Annotated in this window: 10 protein-coding genes; 5 read left to right on the top strand and 5 right to left on the bottom strand. The window is 63.2% G+C overall.

The annotated features are described in order from the left end of the window. Positions 1 to 20 precede the first annotated feature (20 nt). On the bottom strand, positions 21 to 2,270 hold the full coding sequence (locus ACWDOP_RS33060; RefSeq protein WP_456348189.1) for a 3'-5' exonuclease: 2,250 nt from the start codon (positions 2,268 to 2,270) through the stop codon (positions 21 to 23). After that, a complete protein-coding gene (locus ACWDOP_RS33065) occupies positions 2,270 to 8,635 on the bottom strand; it encodes a DEAD/DEAH box helicase (RefSeq protein WP_456348190.1) in 6,366 nt (2,121 codons plus the stop codon). The genes ACWDOP_RS33060 and ACWDOP_RS33065 overlap by 1 nt, the downstream gene beginning before the upstream one ends. Positions 8,636 to 9,094: 459 nt before the next feature. On the opposite strand from ACWDOP_RS33065, the gene ACWDOP_RS33070 reads away from it, so the two are divergent. The 3 genes from ACWDOP_RS33070 to ACWDOP_RS33080 are packed head-to-tail and all read left to right on the top strand — an operon-like array spanning position 9,095 to position 11,024. Further along, positions 9,095 to 9,841: a hypothetical protein gene (locus ACWDOP_RS33070; protein WP_456348191.1), complete on the top strand. Its 747-nt coding sequence runs from the start codon at positions 9,095 to 9,097 to the stop codon at positions 9,839 to 9,841. A gap of 1 nt (position 9,842) precedes the next feature. After that, a complete protein-coding gene (locus ACWDOP_RS33075; RefSeq protein WP_456348192.1) occupies positions 9,843 to 10,160 on the top strand; it encodes a hypothetical protein in 318 nt (105 codons plus the stop codon). A 9-nt stretch (positions 10,161 to 10,169) separates the two neighbouring features. Further along, complete coding sequence (locus tag ACWDOP_RS33080) at positions 10,170 to 11,024, top strand: hypothetical protein (RefSeq protein WP_456348193.1); 855 nt, start codon at positions 10,170 to 10,172, stop codon at positions 11,022 to 11,024. 722 nt (positions 11,025 to 11,746) lie between these two features. Here the strand turns inward: ACWDOP_RS33080 and ACWDOP_RS33085 are convergent. Together ACWDOP_RS33085 and ACWDOP_RS33090 are read right to left on the bottom strand one after the other, a co-directional pair. Next, complete coding sequence (locus ACWDOP_RS33085; RefSeq protein ID WP_456348194.1) at positions 11,747 to 12,220, bottom strand: hypothetical protein; 474 nt, start codon at positions 12,218 to 12,220, stop codon at positions 11,747 to 11,749. Continuing rightward, complete coding sequence (locus ACWDOP_RS33090; protein ID WP_456348195.1) at positions 12,217 to 12,435, bottom strand: hypothetical protein; 219 nt, start codon at positions 12,433 to 12,435, stop codon at positions 12,217 to 12,219. The genes ACWDOP_RS33085 and ACWDOP_RS33090 overlap by 4 nt, the downstream gene beginning before the upstream one ends. 185 nt (positions 12,436 to 12,620) lie before the next feature. On the opposite strand from ACWDOP_RS33090, the gene ACWDOP_RS33095 reads away from it, so the two are divergent. Together ACWDOP_RS33095 and ACWDOP_RS33100 are read left to right on the top strand one after the other, a co-directional pair. Continuing rightward, entirely contained in the window at positions 12,621 to 13,520 is a 900-nt protein-coding gene (locus ACWDOP_RS33095) for a helix-turn-helix domain-containing protein (RefSeq protein WP_456348196.1), read from the top strand. Then, a complete protein-coding gene (locus ACWDOP_RS33100) occupies positions 13,517 to 13,708 on the top strand; it encodes a DUF397 domain-containing protein (RefSeq protein ID WP_456348197.1) in 192 nt (63 codons plus the stop codon). The genes ACWDOP_RS33095 and ACWDOP_RS33100 overlap by 4 nt, the downstream gene beginning before the upstream one ends. Before the next feature lie 124 nt (positions 13,709 to 13,832). Here ACWDOP_RS33100 and ACWDOP_RS33105 read toward each other — a convergent pair whose 3' ends face one another. Beyond that, a complete protein-coding gene (locus ACWDOP_RS33105; RefSeq protein ID WP_456348198.1) occupies positions 13,833 to 18,413 on the bottom strand; it encodes an Eco57I restriction-modification methylase domain-containing protein in 4,581 nt (1,526 codons plus the stop codon).

Consider the following 18,413-nt stretch of genomic DNA (forward strand, 5'->3'; position numbering starts at 1 on the left):
ATCGAGCATGGCTGATGGGCTCAGCCCAGGAGTCCGGACCGCTTACCGCTCCAGGTGACCACGAGTTCGTCCCGGGCCCGGCTGGCCGCGACGTAGAGCAGTGAGCGCTCGCGCAGTTCGGCCTCGAGCTTGTCCTCCTCGGGGATCGCGTTCATCGCGGCCTTCGATGGCACGTGGGCGTCGTCGATGCCCGCCAGGATCACGCGGGAGAACTCCATACCCTTCGAGCGGTGCATGGTGAGTACCTGGACGTGTCCGGTGACAGCCAGATTGTCGTCCAGGGAGCGGGCCTCGATACCGCGCTCGCCCAGCGCGCGCACGAACTGGGAGCGGTCATGCTTGGCGCGGGTGAGCACCGCGATGGTGGACGGCTCGATGGGCTGCTCACGGGTCGGGTCGAGCCAATCGCGGATGGTGGCCGCGACCTTGTCGAGTTCCTGTGCGGCCGAATCGCATTGGAGCAGCTGCGGCACCGGGCCGCGCCGCGCCGAACGGTAACCGGCGGTGGATTCCGCTTCGTTCTCGAGATCGCTGAAGTCACCGGCGGACAGGATGCTCATCGCGAAGTGCAGGTTCTGCGCGGTGGTGCGGTAGTTCAGGGTGAGGCGGCGGGACCGGCCAACGATCTTGATGCCCAGTCGGCCGAGTACCACCGGTTGACCGTAGATGCGCTGGTGTGAGTCCTCGGCGATGAACAGATCGTCGTGGCCGACGGGGACCAGGGCGCGCAGCATCGACCAGTGCGTGGCATGCAGGTCCTGCGCCTCGTCCACCAGGACGTGATCGGCCAGGATGCCGGCCGGTCCGCGCTGGGTCAGGTATTCCGCGGCCAGGGCCAGCACCTCGGGAAAGCTGAGGCTCGAGTCCATGCGGCTGCGCCGGCGGAAACCCTCCACCAGTTTCCACACCGCGATGCGCTGCGGCCGGGTCAGCCGCACACCGCGTCCGGCCCGCGCGACCTTCGCGTACTCCGCCAGATTGGTCACCTTCTGCGCCAACACCACCGACACGTACTCGTTTTCGAGGAACGACGGTGTGGTGAGCCGCGGGTCGAGTTCGCTCTTCGCGGTCGCAACCACATCGCGCCACACCTTGTCGGAGTTGGTGCGGGTGAAGGTCGCGTCGATCGGTTCGCCGAACAGCGCCTCGGCGGCGGGACCGAGGTCATCGGCCCGGTGCAGGACATCGCTGGCGAGTTTGTCCACGCCCGCCACGTAGACGCCCGGATCACCGGGCTTCTTGGCGATGGTGATGCCGGGCTCGAGGACCTTCAGGTCGGCTTCCAGGCCCATGGCCAAGGTTTTGTTGAAGGTGGTCAGCACGATTCGCGCGTCCGGGTTGCGGCGCCACAGGTTGCGGGCGCGATGGATCGCCACCACGGTCTTGCCGGTGCCCGCGCCGCCGGAGAGCCGGAACGCGCCACCGAAGCTCTTCTCCGCGTAGATCTGCTGTTCGGGATGCAGGAAGGTCCGCCAGGCGGCGAAGTCGCCGCCTTCGATCACCCGGCGCAGCTCGTCGCTGCCGTCGACATAGGTGAACACCATCTTGGAGGCCGGCCGTTCCAGCGCCTCCATGATCAGGGTGTCCTCGTCCACGACCGGATCGACCGCCGGCACCTCGGTGAACTGGTACTTCTTCTTGATATCGGAAACCGCGGTGCCGCAGGCCAGGTCCAGCAGCGCGTCCGCCTGCCAGCCCGCCATCTTGGTTTCGGCCACCGCGGCGAGTTCGTGAATGGCGTCCTGGTCGGACGCGGCCAGCGCCTGTTCGGCCAGGACCGGATCGAGGCCGAGATCTTCGGTGAGTTCGGCCAGGGTGAATCCGCTGCCCGCCAGGTACCCGATGGTGTCCTGGTCCGTGACGTGTTTGCTGAGGTCGCCGGTGTAGTCCGGCACAACGGTGCGCTTCTTGCGATCGGCTTCGCCGTTGAGCTCGCCGATGATGCCTTCGAGGGTGCCGTTGATAGGGTTCACCCGCAGCGTGGATTTCACCGCCAGTTTGTTGGCGTCATCGTGCGTCCAGGTCCCCATGTAGATGTAGGTGGTGTCACCACCCTTGGGGTCGATTCGGAACATGATGGCGCGGTGATTGAGATCCACGCGCCCGGTGCGCACCCGCTTGTCCACCGCGCCCTTGAGCGGTTCGATGTGCAGCCCGGGTGCGGTGTGGTCGTTCTGAACTTTCTCCAGGAAGTCGAGTACCCGGCTCTTGACCGAGCCGTCGAGTTTGCCCATCGCCTTGGTATTGGTGGCCATCACGATGTTCGCCATTACATTCCCCCGTTCGCGGTCAAGCTTTCGACAATTTGTAGCGCATCGGGCGGGCACAGGGTCCAGCCGAGTTCGACCAGGGCCGGCGCGATATCGGGCTCATCGCCGAGGAGCACGCCGAGCCGAGCATCCGGCCACGCGAGGTCGATGACTTCGCCGTCCTCGGTTTCCGCGCCCAGCACCGGTACCGGCGCTCCCGCCGCGATCAGTCCCAGTACGAGTTCCTTCTCCTGGTCGGAGATCGTCGCCTCGTAGACCTCCCGCCACGCGGGGCTCATGTGGACGCCGCTGGAATCGGGCTTGGCCCCGAGCGTGGTTGCGCCCGGTGATCCGGTATCGGCGGAGAGCAGTGTACGAGTGGTGATCAGGTGGTTGTGGCACAGCCCGAACCAGTTCGACAGTCGCAGCCAGTCTTTCCAGGCTTTGCCGCTGTTGGCCTCGAGGCGCTCGTCTCGATCGTCGAGAGCCAGCACCGCGGTCATCTGCTTGGTGTCGGGGCGCAGTGCGGCGGTAATGGCCAGTGGTCCGTCTGAATAGAACCAGCACGCGTAGGTTCCGGCCGGAATGTCAGGTTGTTTGCCGTTGAGCAGGTCCAGCGCCCACGGCGCGATCGCGGTGAGGTCGCTCCTGTGTCCTCGCTCCTTGTTCATGAACATCATCGGTAGCCAGTGCCCGACCGCGGTCCATGCTTCCTGATCCGGGTCTGTGACGAATTCCAGCAACTGGGTGATGGGGTCGGCGGTCACCAAATTGAACAGGGCGGGCCGTAGATTGCCGTTCTTCCGGGTGGTTCCGGCGAGCTGGGGGGTGTACCAGTCCGGCGTAGCAGACTGCTTGTTCTTGAACCGCTCGAGATCCTCGTGCCCGAAGGACCACACGAGATAGCCGTCCGCGCGCAGGATCTCGCGCTTGCGGGCATCGTCGGCGACCCGATTGGCGCCGGCCATGGCGTGGAAGCGGCGGCCGTCGGCGAAGATCGCGATCACCGGGATGTCGGGGTCCATGGTGCTCAGCTGGAAGTCCGGCCGGCTGTTGCGCGTGGACACCTGGGGCTCCAGCTTCCAGGTGCGAATCTTGTTGCCGGGCATGACGATCGTCGCCGACGGCCCATGCGTCCCCGGCTTCTCCTTGACGGTCGCGCCCAGGACCCGAAGGCGTTTGGTGAATTCGGCATAGAACTCGTGCTCGAGCGGCGATTCTTCGCTCGTGACGGGTTTGCGTGGCTCTTCCGAGGTGATGTGCTCTTGCCACGACTCCCACGACGGCTCGATTTCGTCCTTGCCGACGAGCGCCGTGGTGAGGGCCTTGAGCGCCGATTTGCGTGAGACCTTGTCGAGTTCGTAGGGCGAGGCGAACGGGAGTAGACAGCGGTGGCAGGCAAGACGATCCTGCTCCGCGCACTCGCAGTGTGTCAGGACCTCGCGTGCCGCCATCAGCACCGCCCACACCTTGGCGGGATCGGCGAATTCGGCGAGGTATCCCGTCCCGCCCGGCACGGTGTCGTGGATGAGCAGCGCTCGCTGATGCGGAGCGTGCAGGGCGTCGGTGATAGTGACGACGTCGAGGTGTTCGGGCGAGCCGCCGATCACCTGCCGCAGTCCCAGCAGGATCGCCGCACTCAGGCTCGGGTGTGCGAAGGGGTCGTATTCGAGCACGCCGGGCAGATGCAGTAGCACGGCCTGGGTGCGCAGGGTCCGGGCGAGCGCGATCTCCCGGACGTGCTGCTCGTTGGTCGCCCGCCGGTATCGGCACCAGCTTCGGTGTTCGCGCGGTTGATTCTGCCCGGGCGTGCGTGCGAGTTGACCGCAGCTCGAACACACCCGGAACAGGCCGGTGGTGGTCTCCTGCCCGGCGATGGTGCGCTTGGCCCCCTGCGAGGTGCGCCGTCCCATATTGAGCCAGCGAATGTCTATGCGCCGCAGATACTCCGCGCCGAAATCCCGATCGGTGACGAACCAGCGCCGGACGACCTGGTCCGGGTCGATGTCCGCGGCGGTGGCGACGGTGTAGGTCTCGCGTTTGCGATCGTCACGCCCATCGGAGATGGCGGCCTCGTCGCGGCGGACCTCCGCGGAGACCTTGGCCATCTCCACCACCTGCAATTGCTGGCTCACATCGGAGATGGCACCGCTGTGGCAGCGCGGACACTGGAGAGGCGGCGCGGTTCCCTCTGCGGCGTGGGTGATTTCGGCCCAGCCGCACTGCGGGCACAGTCGCCAGGTGTGGATGCTCGCCCCGCCCGCGCCGAGGTCGATGGCGTCGATGTCCACCGCGAGGCCCTGGGCGTAGAACGTCGAGCCGGGCGCGAGTTCGGTGAGCGCGATGCGTGATCCGCGCTGGTAACTGGCCGAGTCGCCGGCGTAGTCGTTGGTATCGGGGTCGATCCAGGTGATGCCGACATCCAGGGTCACCGAATCGTCGAGCAGGGTGTAGTTGGGCAGGATGCCGTACCGCTCCAGCACTCCGACCCAGTGTTCGTCGGTGAGGTCGCTGATGTTCTTGCGCAGAATCTTCAGTGTGCCCTGTGCGGTACGCAGATCGCGACGGTCGTCATCGGTGGCCGCTGGTGAGCCGGCGCGTTTCTCGAACTCCGGCAGGGCCTCGTTGACCGCGATGCGGCGGTTGTTGAGTTCGTCGACGTCGTGATTCCAGCGGTGCACCGCTTCCCGCAAGTGCGTGACCAATCCGCTCGGGGTGCCGTCCTCCGGCGGAGTTGCCCAGCGGCGCAGCGAATCCCGTGCCCGATCGTCGAGGAGTTCGCCGAACTGGGTCAGGAAGTCGTGGAGCAGTTCCGATGCGCTGGAATCGGCGGTGTCGAGCAGGGCCGCCATCCAGCTACCCGGATCGAAGGAGCCGAGTACGGCGCGGGCAGACACGGGGTCCTCGATATCGGGCCTGCGCGCGATCCTGTCGACGATGTGGGCCACGTACTGGCGTTGCAGGATCTCCTCGGCGGTGAGGTAGGTGGCGGGCGGGCGTACCTCACCCTCGATCACCGATTTCGGATCGTAGAGCTTGGGCAGGTGCTCGCCGCGGCCGCGAACGAACGCCAGCACCAGGGAGTTTCCGGTGAGTCGTCCGGCACGGCCGACACGCTGGAGGTAGGACGCCACCGTGCGCGGCATGGAGCCGAGCATGACGGTGGACAGGTCGCCGATATCGATACCCATCTCCAGGGTGGGCGTCGCCACCAGCACATTGGGTGCGGTCGGATCGGCGCCGCCGGATTTGAATTTGGTCTCGTAGTCGAGGCGGGTCTCGGTGGGCAGCAGGGAGGTGTGCTCGCGGGCCACGACCCGCTTCATCTCCGATTCGTTGTAGAGCCTGCGATAGAAGTTGTTCTTGCGCGGGGCTCGGTGCAGGACGCCGGGGCAGCGGTCGAGCAGGCAGGGCGCGCCGTCGAGCTGGTCGACCACCGCCGCACTGCCCGGGTTCGGGGTCTGGCACACATCGCACACCACCAGGTGCAGAGCGCTTTCCAGATCTTCCTCGTCGGGTGCGCCGACCAGAATGGCATCGGGGCTCAGCCGGTAGACGGTGTGGCCCTGCTCGGTGGGTGCGGTGGCGACGATTCGTTGCTCGGCCAGCACCGCGAACAGCGATCGCGCCAGGAAGCCGCCGTCGAAAGCGGAGACGTCGAGGCATTTCGAGGCCCAGCGCGCATACCAGGACGCGGACGCGGTGACGGCGTCGAAGCCTTCGGGGATCCGGTGCGAGCCGATCGCCGGAAAAGCCGGTGCGGGACGGCCTTTGGGGAAGGCGGGCATGCCCTCCCCTTTGGGGCGCGCGCCCCAGATCCAGCGCCGATTGGCATCTTTGGTGATGTAGGTATCCAGCCAGGGATGCGTGATCGCGCCTTGCGTACGCATCCGCTCCACGGTGCCGCGGACCCAGCGCGTGACGGCGACGGAATCCGGTGCGGTGAAACTCAACTGGTGTTGCGCACCCTCCAGTGCCGCGGCCCCGAGTTCGGCGATCCGGTCGTCGGAGCCGAGATCGACCTCCGCGACCACGCTGCCGGTGAGCTCGAGAGTCCGGCCCAGTCGCGATTGCAGGCCGAACTCCAGGTCGATGTCGAACTGGAGACGTTTACGGACCAGCCGGGCCGCCCGGTCCCGTTCGGATTTGGCTCTGTCGGACTGCCAGAACGCGATGAACTCGTCGTGTTCGACGATGTCGGGTGCGAGCAGGTGGTAGCGGCGCAACGAGTCCGTGCCGGCCCGGGACATGACGGCCTCGCACAGCTCGGCCAGCGTCATCATGCCGGAATCGGAGTCGACGTCGTGCAGGGCGTTGCGCAGCGTGGAGCGCAGACTCAGGGTGTGCGACCGCGCCTGCACGAACCCGGCGCGATGCGCCGCGTCCTGCACGCTGTCGGTGAACATCAACGCCTTCTTCTCGTCGGCGTCGAGATCGGCGTCCCCGAACATGCTCGACAGCGCCACCGACAGCTGGGTGGCGACCGCGCTACCGAGGAATCGAATACCGTCGGCGGTGCGGCAGGCCGGGCACATGTCCTTCTGCGAATTGTCTTCCGCCTCCGGGCCGTACAGCGCCAGCACGGGCAGCACCCGGCCTTCGAGCACCTCTTCGCTCTCCGGATCCGGTGCCTCGGCGGTGAGTTCGCGCTCGTCGACGCGCAGCCAGCGCAGTCCCTCGACGTCCTTGCCCAATTGCGCTTCCACGGGCGCGGAGATCAGCGCCCGGAACCGCTGGCCACCGGAGGCGTGGTGCGCGCGAATGGATTCGTCGGTGGCGTCCAGGGTGTCACCGGTCGGTGCCATTCGCGCACCCCAGCCCGAGCGCCCGCAATGACGGCAGAACAGCGCCGGCAGATACATGGTGGTGGGGTCTTCGGCGGCGCCGTCGTCGGCCCAGTGGAATCCGGTCGCGACGGCGACCGTGCGGTCGATGCGGGAGAGCTCTCGAATCCACAGGTGCACATCGACATTGAGGGCGTCGCGGCCGATCTGCGCGCGCAGGTGCGAGAGCGCGGCGAACAGATATTCGACATAGCGCCGGCGCTGCGCGCGGCCGCGCGGGCCGCGCTCGGTGGCGGGGGCGGGCAGGATGGCCTCGGTCAGTTCGTCGAGGGAAACCGCGTCCAGCACGTGCCCGAGCAGTTCGACGAAGAGTGGGTGCCCCCTGAGCAGGTCCAATTGTTCGGCGTCGTCGAGCATTCGGATGTCGCCGACGACGCGTTTGAACGTGGAACTCGCGTCGCCCGGGCGCCGGAACAGGGTGGCCAGGACCGCGGCGGTCAGGGTGGCGTTGCTGGTGGAGCTGCCGGCGAGCCTGTCCAACTCGCCCACCGCGACGTCCACGACCGGGCTCATCGCCTCGTACAGTCGATCGAGTTCGCCGGAACGGCTGGACAGCCACTCCTGCTCGGTGAGCCGGGTCTCGCCGACAAGCGTTGTCTCGGCGAAGATTTCGCCGAAAACGGTGTGCGCGAACTCGAGCATCGCGTCCGGCCCGGCGTTCTTGGAACCGAGTGTCGCGGAGGTCGCCACAGGTGTGATCCGGCCCAGCGGTCGTGCTCGATCCTCCGGGGTGACCGGACTGTCCTCGGTCCAGTGCGATTTCACCGTGAGCCCGAGTCGCCGCAGCAACATGGCCACGTCGGTGCCCTGCGCGCCGTCGTAGGTGTGGAATTCGTCCAGCACCACGTATTGCAGGGAGTGCGCGGACTGCCGCCACATGGCGGCTCGGTCCGCGCGCAGCAGCATGTGGTCGAGCATCTTGTAGTTGGTGAGCAGGATGTCGGGCGGCGAGTCGTGCATGAGGCGGCGATCGGTGATCAGCCCGTCGGCGGACACCAGTGTGCGCCCGCCCGAAGACTGTTCACCGGTGTAGAGCCCCGCGGTCACCCCGGCCAGCGCCGAGTTCGAGGTGATCATCCGCGCCAGGCGCTGCTCCTGATCATTGGCCAGCGCGTTCATCGGATAGACGATCAGGGCCTTCATCCCGGCGACGCCGGCCTTCTTGGCGCGCAGCACGTGGTCGAGGATCGGGATGAGGAACGACTCGGTCTTACCGGAACCGGTACCCGTGGTCACCAGCGTCGGTTGCGGCCGGTCCTGAAACTTGGTCGACAGTCGCTCGAAGGCCTGCGCCTGATGGCCGTAGGGCACGAATCCCGTGGGCCACCAATCCAAATGCATCCCCCAGTTGCCGCGCGCGGCGGCGAACGGCAGCCGCAGCCGCACGAACGGTCCCTTGAACATGCCGTCCCGCGGGTGCCCGATGAAGTCGGCCAGCGCGCCCTGCGCGTCCGGGTCGGTCAGCGCGAAGGTGGTGGCGAGGTAGTCGGTCAACCCCTCCCGCAGGCGATCGGCCTGCAGGGTGGGCAGTAGGGCCCCCATGATCGACTCGGTTCCTGTCTGTTCGTTGGATGCGAGCGCGGTCTCGAACGCGGGCTCAGAAGAGCGCGCGCACGCTCGCATCCGTGTACATCACGACGCTCGAAAACTATCGCATTTGTGCTGCTCTGCGATCGTCTGAGGCGTGGTGTGGCAGAACTAGGCACGGAATGTCCGTGTTCGGCGGCATCATACGCCCGAGCGGCATCTTCTCGGGCCCGTTGTGACACTCCGCGACGGCCCGCCCCCGCCGAGCAGGATCAACTGAGATCGGTAAACGTTCCGATCGATCGGTTTCGATGCTCACACCGCGACCGGGGTGTCTGCGCATGACCCCGTACCTGTTCTATTCGCGCGTTGCGGGCGTACCGGGTTCGCATCCGTTGATTCCTGCAGTGAAATCCAGGGGTGTTAACATACTGACCAGTTCATCGAATGGTATACGGGGGTTTCATCGCAATGGTGATCAGCTACACCAACTTCGGGAACTTCGACGATGACTGGGACGAGCATCCAACGAACGTTGCCAGGCGGCAACCGCCACCGGTGAGGCACACACAGCCCAGTGCGCACGTAGAGATCCCCGCGCCGACGGACCCTTCGAGCGCGCGGTCTATGCAGAACGTCCTTGTGCGAGGCCCGGTGACGATGCACTTGGACCGCGGTCTACTGCCTGTGCGGCTCGAGTTCAGCACGGCATGGAATCAACAGGTCGGCCCGAACGAGGTCGGTCGTACCCTGCTCCAGGCATACCATACAGCGCGGTACGAGTTGATCAAGCGGACCGTTGAAGCTAACAACGGCTGGCCCAAAGAAGGATTGCTGTACAGCTGCGCAACTCCGTGGAGAAAACAACTGTGCCTCATGATCGAGACCGAAACCTGGGCCTGCTACCAGGACTTGCTGACCTCTATACGGCAAATCGGAAACTATCGTGTCAACGGACAAGTCTACGAATACGACGAACCGGTAATGACCATGGCGGCGGACAAATTCATGGTCAATTCGATTCAAGTCTGGCCCCAGTGGCAAGGTAGTTCGGATCCACTGGCAATCGAGGGCGAAGTTCTCGAATGTGCCCGGAAAATTAGAGAAATTCGACCGAAATATGTGGTACGAGGTGACTATTCGCAGTACAGCGAAGCTCAACTCGAAGAAATGCATCAACAGCACCGCCGACGACTGGTCGGCCAACTGAGGGGGATGTGATATGGCACCGAGGCCGTCAGGTGTAGCAATCAAGGACGCGAAGGAGTCGCTCTACGGAGCCGCTGACAGCTGGGACGACGTGAAAGACGTCCTCACCGAGGGCAAGAAGATGATCTTGTCCGTTCAGCTGCCCGAAGCGCAGATGCGATGGTTCTCCACTCTGCGCGACAACTATATCAACGTCCCTCCCCATGTGGAGGAGCTGCTCAAAGACGGGGTGGACAGTGCGGAAGGAATGTCGATTGCGCTGAGGAACGCATACAATAGCTATCAGCGCGAGGAAGAGTCGGGGCGGCACGCTTTCGAGGGATTGTACTAGGGGGAATCAATGACTAGCGATACCGGTAGTGAGCTTCAAAAGCAGGTAGACAAGATTTTCTCGAAGGAGCCCGAATTCGATTCGCTTGATAGCAAGGTGGACGATAAATTCAATGATCTCATCCTTGCCATCAAAATCGGTGAAGTTGACCCATTCGGCTGGAGAACGGCTGGACTTCTCGAAGATAATCGAGATGAGATCAAAAAATGGGTAAAGCACGCGCTGTATGGTGACGGTGAAAAGCCTGGCATCGTCGACTTCTTGGAAGGCATCGATCTGCCCAAAACACTCGTTGATGTAGCCAATTCGTGGAGATCGATCCAGGGAAAGATCGATAATGGAACTTTTCATCATAACGAGGCGAATCTAACGGCTCAGTGGCAGAGCCCCGGTCACGACTCTTACGAGGTAACAAGGCAGGCCCAGGGACGTGCACTGGCCGGGGCCAGCGCAGTCTGTCTAACGATTGCGCAGTCACTCGAAGACATGGCGAAGCAAATCCTCGTCTACTATGGGGAGCTGGCGTCAGCTGTTGTCGACCTTGTGGTTGCGATCGTGACTGACCTCGCGGGATTGGCCAGTATGAAACTGTTCGACGGCTGCGACAACATCAAAGATTCTGTGAAGAACGCCGCAAACACAATCGTGACCGCCATCAACTCCACCAGGGAAGTTACCCAAAATATTCAGATCAATGTAAATATCATCAATCAAAACTTCACTCAGCCTGGTCTGAATGCCACCAATGATTGGCCCGTGCCCGCGTGCGCAAAATTCGACGATGCATCCATAGTCACCGATGAGAACGGCCTCGCCGGCCTGCCTTGGTCGGTTAAGACAGACAGGGCTTCCCAACCATCATGAAGCTGAGACATATCCTCGTACTAACCCTTGCTGTTTCCGGCATAGCTGCGTGTGGAACGGTATCGAATAGCGCAGATACGGGCGCGGACTCTGAACCTTCGAGCTATCCGCGGCGAGAATTTTGCGAGCGCTTCAAGAATTTCGTCAGCAATGACTTAGGGGTGCTCGACGCAAAATTCGACGACCCTTCGGAGCCTGGTAGGCAAATCGAATGGAATACCACGTGTCAGGTGACCCGCACTCCGGACAGTAGAGGTATAGGAATACTTTCCATCCATAACCCGCGCATGGATGGAACGGTAGAGCCTACCCTGTCCAGCTACCAACCCCACGAAGGGTTCGGGGAAAAGGTTTGGATGACGAATGATGATCAGTTTCGAACTCAGGTAGGCCCATGGATCGCGGAGCTGTCTTTCCGGAAAAGTAATATTCGTACGTCGAACGGTGATTTGACGTTCGGAAACGAGGAGATTCGAAAAACAGTCGAATTCCTCATACAGGTAACGCGCGCAGTCCAAGAGTGAGCGAGTAGTCATTGTGCCTTCCCGGCTGAATTCAGCGCCGGGAAGGGCCCGGTCTCAACGGTGCGTACCGGGCATTGGCTGGCTTCGTGTGCCCATCGCTGGTACGCCGGCCACGAGGGTCGTCGCCCGTGCGGAGTTGTTCGGTCGGCAATTTGCTGTGCCGCACATTCGCCTGAACCCGAATGTGGGTCACCTGTTTCATCGTACGGGCCGGGGTGATGTGGTCTGGGCTCGATCCGGGAACTGCAGGATGTTGGCGTGTTTGGGTCCGAAGTCGTCGTGGAGGCGGGCTGCGGCTGCGCGGGAGCGGGGGCAAGGGGGATCGCAGTCGCGGTGGTGGACGCGGGCCTCGATCGCTTCGGTTTGGGTCATTTCGGGTTCGGAGTCGGGGACGGTGTGTTGTTCGAGGCGTGGGATCGGCGAATCGGTGGGGCTCGGGATGGCGGGACCGGTGGGGTTGGGGTTCAGGATTCGTTTTGCCCAGTGCCAGTTGTTGCGGTCGGCGATCTCGAGGAGTTGGCGTAGGCGGGCGCAGCTGGTGGCGTGGTGGCCGGGGCCGGGGCGGCAGTTGCGGTGGGGGTGGAGGAGGGCGCGGAGGCCTTCGGGGTAGCGCAGGTCCGTGCGGTAGGACGAGACCGGGTGGTGGTCGAGGCGGGAGGAGGTGGCGGTCATCGCCGGCGCCGGGGTGCGGGGGTGGTGGCGCGGTGGCGGCCGGGGGTGGGCCTGGTCAGCATGGGATAGCTGCTGCCGGTGGACAATTCGAAGCGGAGGGTGGCCGGGCGGGGTGGGTAGGCGCCGGTGGCGCGCAGGTCCGCGACGAGTGCGGTGATGACGGTGACGAGGCCGGCGAGGAAGAGGATGAGTAGAACCCAGGATTCCCAAAGCATTTGAGTGTCCTTTTTGTCGGGGGTGCTCTGGAGGGTGGGTGGCGGCGGCTTGGCCTTGGTCGTCGCCGGAACGTATGAGTCAAGTAGACAACGGAATTGACTTCCGTAATACGACCACGGCGAAAGTGTTGCGAACTACGATGGAAGTCCGCGACGATAGCTCCCCAGATTGTGAGGCTAACGAAATGGCCGGAGTGACAGTTTCCAGCAGGGCATTTGGCGGATTCTTGCGGCGGCTCCGCGACGACGCGCGAGTCACCAGGCTTACCGCGGGACTGGAAATCGAAGTCTCACCGCAGGTTCTGCTGCGGCTGGAACGCGGCCAGCCCACGAAGGTGACGACGCTTCAGCTCAAGCAGCTGCTGGACACCTACGGCACATCCGAGGATCAGCGAGCTGAAGCGTTGAGGCTCTGGCAGGGAGTTCGGGAGCAGGAGAAGAGTGCTCGGCTGCAAGGGAACTCGAAGGCATTCTGGCAGTCGTACGCAGACCAGGTAGCTCCGCACTTCCCCCACTACCTTCGCCTCGAAGGGACGGCGAATCGCCTTACCGCGCACCAACTCGTACTGGTCCCCGGGCTGCTGCAAACGGCTGACTACCGCCGGGCGCTCGCTCGCCTGGATGTTCCCGGACTATCGGCCGTCAATGTCGAGCGGCGGATCGAGCTGGCTGAACGACGGCAAGCCAGATTGAATGACAGCGGATTCCGAACCGACGCGCTCTTGTCGGAAGCGGTGCTGCGGCACCGCCCCGGTACGCCTGCGGCAATGGCGGACCAAATGCGCTGGCTGGCGGAGGTCGGCAAGCGTGACAATGTCAGCGTGCGGGTGGTGCCCTTCGGGGTCGGACCGCACCAGGGGCTGTCGATCCAGTCGTTCCACATGCTCGAATTCCCGCGCCTGGAGGGCGGTTTGGTGGAGCCGACTGTCGTCTACCTCGAAGGCGCGGTCGGCGCGCTCTACCACGAGCAAGCCGACGTCGTGGCCCGGTATCGGGAAGCGATCTCGGCGTTGCGAGCGGTAGCGTTGTCAGAAGATGACACCCGGGATCTGGTGTTGCAAGTTGCGAAGGAGTACGAGGCGTGAGTAGTCAACCGCCTGTTCGGCAGTGGTACAAGTCCAGCCGTTCTTCGAATGCCGCTGATTGTGTTGAGGTGTACCAGGACGGTGATCGGGTCGGGGTTCGCGACTCGAAGGATCCTGGTGGCCCGGAGGTGTGGTTCCCCGGCGGGGATTGGGATACGTTTCTGGACAGCCACATTTGGAAGTCTTGATGGTCGCAAGTGCCCCTGGCTCGAAGTAGTCAGGGGCACTTATCTATTCAGGGTCGGAGCGTGCGCCGGTGCTGCGGGATCACACGGCTGGTCCGCCAGCCGCGCATGGCCTCATGGCTTCTTTCTATGCCAACAAGGTGGTGAAGTGCTTGTGCGCGAGTTCCATATCGCGCTCGCGATCGACGCCGACGAACGGCTCCTGGTAGGTCACGTCGTCGACGGTGAGGTCTCCAGGTTGGAGGGAGCCCTTCTTGCGGTATTCGGAGGCGAGTTTGGTGGGGAGCTGGCGGCCGTTGGCATCGAACAGGGCTTCACGTTCGTAGCGTTGTAAAACGGGGAATTGAGTTCGGTAGATGACATTCAATTCATCTGCAGATATGGACAACATGACGGCTACTATCGCGTCGATCTCGATGAGGGCCTGACGACGATCGGAAGCACGGCGGAGCGGGGTTTCCAGTACCCACTTCGAAGATACGCTCCCAATCGGCGGCCGTCCGGTGTAACAAACACCGGATTCTGGCGTCCACATATCATGCAGCCATCGCTTATCGAACTGGTCTTCCCAAAGTGGAGCGTAGGGTTCTGTGATGCAGTTCAAGCGTAGAGTTCGCAATAACAGTTGTGGCTTTAATTCATGTTCGTACGGGAATGGTATCTGTGACCATGTAGAGGCCTTTATGTGCCCGCTGCCGATAACCTTCATCATGAAGTCGACAACGATGGAGTGGCTAACTCCGGAAATAAAAGCGAGTTGAGAAAGGCTCTTCACGGTGAAGCTGTGTACGGCATGTACGTGTGTCGGTCCTGGTGGTATCAGTGTTGAGTGCATCGTTCTGACGTTGCCGGTTTCGGCCATTTCGCGCCATGCTACCCGGAAATATTCCGAGCTGGGTCGACCATTCCAGGTGGGGTAGGCGGCAATATAGTCGCTGTAGGGCCTCGCGGCTTGATAGCTCGTTCTCGGTATGAATGATCGGTTAATTTGCTCAAGGTCGACTAACTTCGTATCAAGCCTGTTCTTCATCGTTTCATTGGGTTGCTTGAATACGGGTGTGGCAACAGTGAAGTGTGGGCCTTGAAGTATTACTTCTTCCATGCGTTTCGGTATGGATGACCTGGCATCGAAAATTCCCATCTTTCGATCTCGATCTTCTTCCCAGCCGCGTGTCCATTCAAAGTCATGGTTGCCGAATCGGGGTGCCGCTGCGATCTTGTCCAGTACATCCTCGCTTGCACGATTGACCGGATAGAGCATTCTTGTTTCAAGCTGGTCCGAGTCAGTGCTTTCGATTAGGGTCGACCAGGTTCTCAGTTGCTCACCGGCTACAACGATTATTCGTCCGAGATGCGGTCGTGTATCCCAATTTCCATCCTCGTCCTTAACGCCTGGCGGTTTCCCGAATCCGCTATGGGTGAATGAACGTGTAATGGTATCTGGATGATAAAGTGCTGCGCCTTGGAGGAATTGCACCGAACCCGGCCTGCCGTAGATGTGCACGCCAAAGATATTATGATGATCGATTTCGAAGAGGTTGAGTTCGTTTCTGAATTGCCAATGTCGCCGCAGTCGCTGATAGGTTTCTCGTCGCAGTAGATTTGCTCGAAGTTCTGTGAAGTGGCTCTCCGGGTGAATCAGCGCAATGATTCCCTGCTCGCTGACGAGGCGCCAGGTTCGTTCCATAAAGCATCGATAAAGGTCCGGCTGTAATCCGGTCAGTGCAGGGCGATCGATTCCCGACCCCAGATGGGTTTTTGTCCCAGCCTGTTTTGCGCGCTCACCCAAGTAATCAACTAGTGCTTGAGGAGACGAAAGTGCTTCCTCTTGCTTCTTTCGCTTCTCTACTTCGGCGGGCTTGTGTGCCAACTGCCACCACGGATCGAACTCGGCGAGCACCCCGGCCTCATCCCAATCGGGACGCACCCACGGCGGATTACCTATCTGAAGATCGAACCCGCCCCGCGCGAACTCCGGTGCGAAATCCAACTCCCAGTGGAAGAACCCCGCTCGATCTGATATCTGCCGTCCGGTTACCAGCCACGGGAACGACTGCTCGGCACGTTCGACCGGGCTTGCCTGGGACAGCACCCGGTCGGTCTCTTCCGCGTAATCGAGTTCCTGCCAACTGGTATCACGGCCGATGCTCAACTGCCCCCGGCGTTCGGCCGCGGTCTCCTTCGGCGCGATACCGAGTACAGCCTCCAACCCGCCGACCCATGTATCCCAGTCTGGTGGCTCCTTATCCGTAGTCAGAGGCCAGGACCACAGCGCACACCAAGCGTCCATGACCCGACGCAAGCGCTGGTACGCGCCGTCGGGGTTGGTAAGAACCGCTTCGATCTCTTCCCGTGTCACCGCCGGCGTGTGCTCGACAGGCTCGGACCCCCACAAGTGGATATCGCGGCGGATCTCCGACTCCGCGATAGTGAGCCGCCGCAACGTGAAATCCCACAGCGTCTCCACCCGCTGTGCCAACGCCGCAAGCCGCTTCACAATTGCCTTACTCGGCGACTTCCGAATCTCATTGCGCCACAGCCGGAGTTCCTCTCGCTTCTCCGGCGCATAGGTCTTGGCCTCGGCGGTATCCACCACCGCACCCCAGCCCTGAGCAGGCAATAGGAAGTGGTGGATACCGGTGCCGATCTCCGTGCCCAGCGGCACATCCTTCGGCACGACAGTCAGCCACGCCTTCTTGGCCAACTCGCCAGGCAGATACACCGCCCGCCGAGCCCCGATCAACGAATTCCCCCGCCGCAGATGCAACCCGAACCACGGTGCCTGCAACCCCGCCACCATCGTGTCCAGCCACAGCGAGATTTCCGCCAGCTCCACCGCGGTGGCGTTGAGGTCCACCCCGTACACCTGGTGCAGCGCGATATGCGCCTTCACCTTCTGCAACTCGACCGGGTACTTGTCCGCGTCGATGAGCTCGCCGAGATCCTCCTGCTTGCGCTTGAGGTACTCGGCGGCGAGCTGGCGCACCGCCTCCACGGCGAACGCGCCCGAGCCTAGGGCGGGCTCGCAGATGGTGAGTTGGAGGATGTCCTCGGGGCTGGTGCGGACGCCGTTCTGGTCGAGAAGTTCTTCCAGAGCCTGGGAGACAACGAATTTCGTCAGCACCTCGGGGGTGTAGTACGACGCCGACTGTTGGCGTTCGCGGCCGGCGAGGCGGAAGACGAACGTGCCCTTCCGATGGATGACCGGTTCGTTCTCGTGGGTGTCGGGGTTCTCGGAGCGGACGAAATCGGTCTTGGCGAGGTGGTCGGCGCGGGTCACCGGGACCACCCAGGAACCCTTGTCGGGGTTGCCGTCTTTGGCTACCTCGTACAGGTCCTCCTCGGCAAAGAACCCGGTGTACGACATCAGGCCCTCGTACACCGCGCCCAGCTGGTTGATGCCGAGTTCGGCGTAGCTGATGAAACCGCGGTCGGCGCCCCGGTGGCCCTTGCTCTCCTTGGTGAGCAGCAGGTGTTCCAGGACCCGCTGGACGGCCCGATTGCCCAGGCCGACATCGTCGATGAGTTTGGTCGCGGCGCTGGAGAACAGGTCCGCGCGCAGCGGGTTGAACTCCAGGCCGGGGGCCGGGTCGGCGGCGTTCTCGCGCGGGCGCGGGGTGTGGCCGGTGTCGACGAGGTCGAAGAGCTTCTTGAGCGACTCGTACAGGTGGGTGCCGTTCATGGCGCGCTCGGTCGCCAGTTCGGTGAGGGTCAGCTCGCGAAGGCGGTCCAGGCCGTAGCCCTCGGTGTATTCGGGTACGCCGGTGGGCAGCACCTGCATCTCGGGGGAGGCTTCGGCGAAGAGCAGGAACAGGATTCGGTACAGGAAGCGCAGGGAGTGCTTGGCGAGTTCGTTGCCGTCGATGCCCTCGATCGGCAGCTCGGCGGCGGTGCGGCGGCGCACCACCTCGTTGGCGATGATCTCGATCGACAGGCGGATGCCTTCGCGCAGATCCTTGGAGACGCCGACCGTGTGCTTGACCGAATCCTCCAGGACGCCGGTCCACCAGATATTGCCGTCGGCGTCCTGTTTCAGCGCCTGCATGCCGAATATCGCCGCAGCACGGTCGATTTCGCCGCCGCGCGCCTCGTGTTTGCGTTCGGCGACCACCAGCAGGTCCAGGGCCAGGTAGCGGCCCTCGGCCCAGCGTTCGGCCTCGGCCAGCAGCAGCCAGCGGCCGGCCTGCACCACGATGAAGGCGGGTGCGCTGTCGCTGTCGGTGCGGAACGCCTCCGATACCGCCTTGCGGAGCGAGGGGATCGGTTTGCCGTCCTCGGTGGCGGGGGTGATGAGCCTGCCGATATCGGGGTTCAGCAGATCCTCGAGGGTGCCGGTGGGTTCGGCTTGCAGGAACAGGACTTTCGCGAACTTCGGCAGCTCGGCGTCGGGGATCTCGAGGGTCGCGCCGGCACGCTCGCCGGTGAAGGCGCTCAGCTCGCCCTCGAAGCCGAGGGCCGCGCGCACCACTGCGTGTGCCTTGGGGGCCGTCTCGGGGATCTCGGCCAGGCCCGCCAGCAGGGACTGGAGGTCACGGCAGGCCGCGAGCAGCGAGGCGCGCACCGTGCCGCGGCCTTCCTTCGCCTCGGCGTCCCAGGTCTTGCGTAGTTCCATGACCTTGCCGTGGAAGGACTCCTTCACCGAATCGGTGGTGAAGTAGTGCTCGCTGATCCAATCCTCGCCGACGACGATGGAATCGAAAGAGGCCAT

The sequence above is a fragment of the Nocardia sp. NPDC003693 genome, from assembly GCF_053981095.1.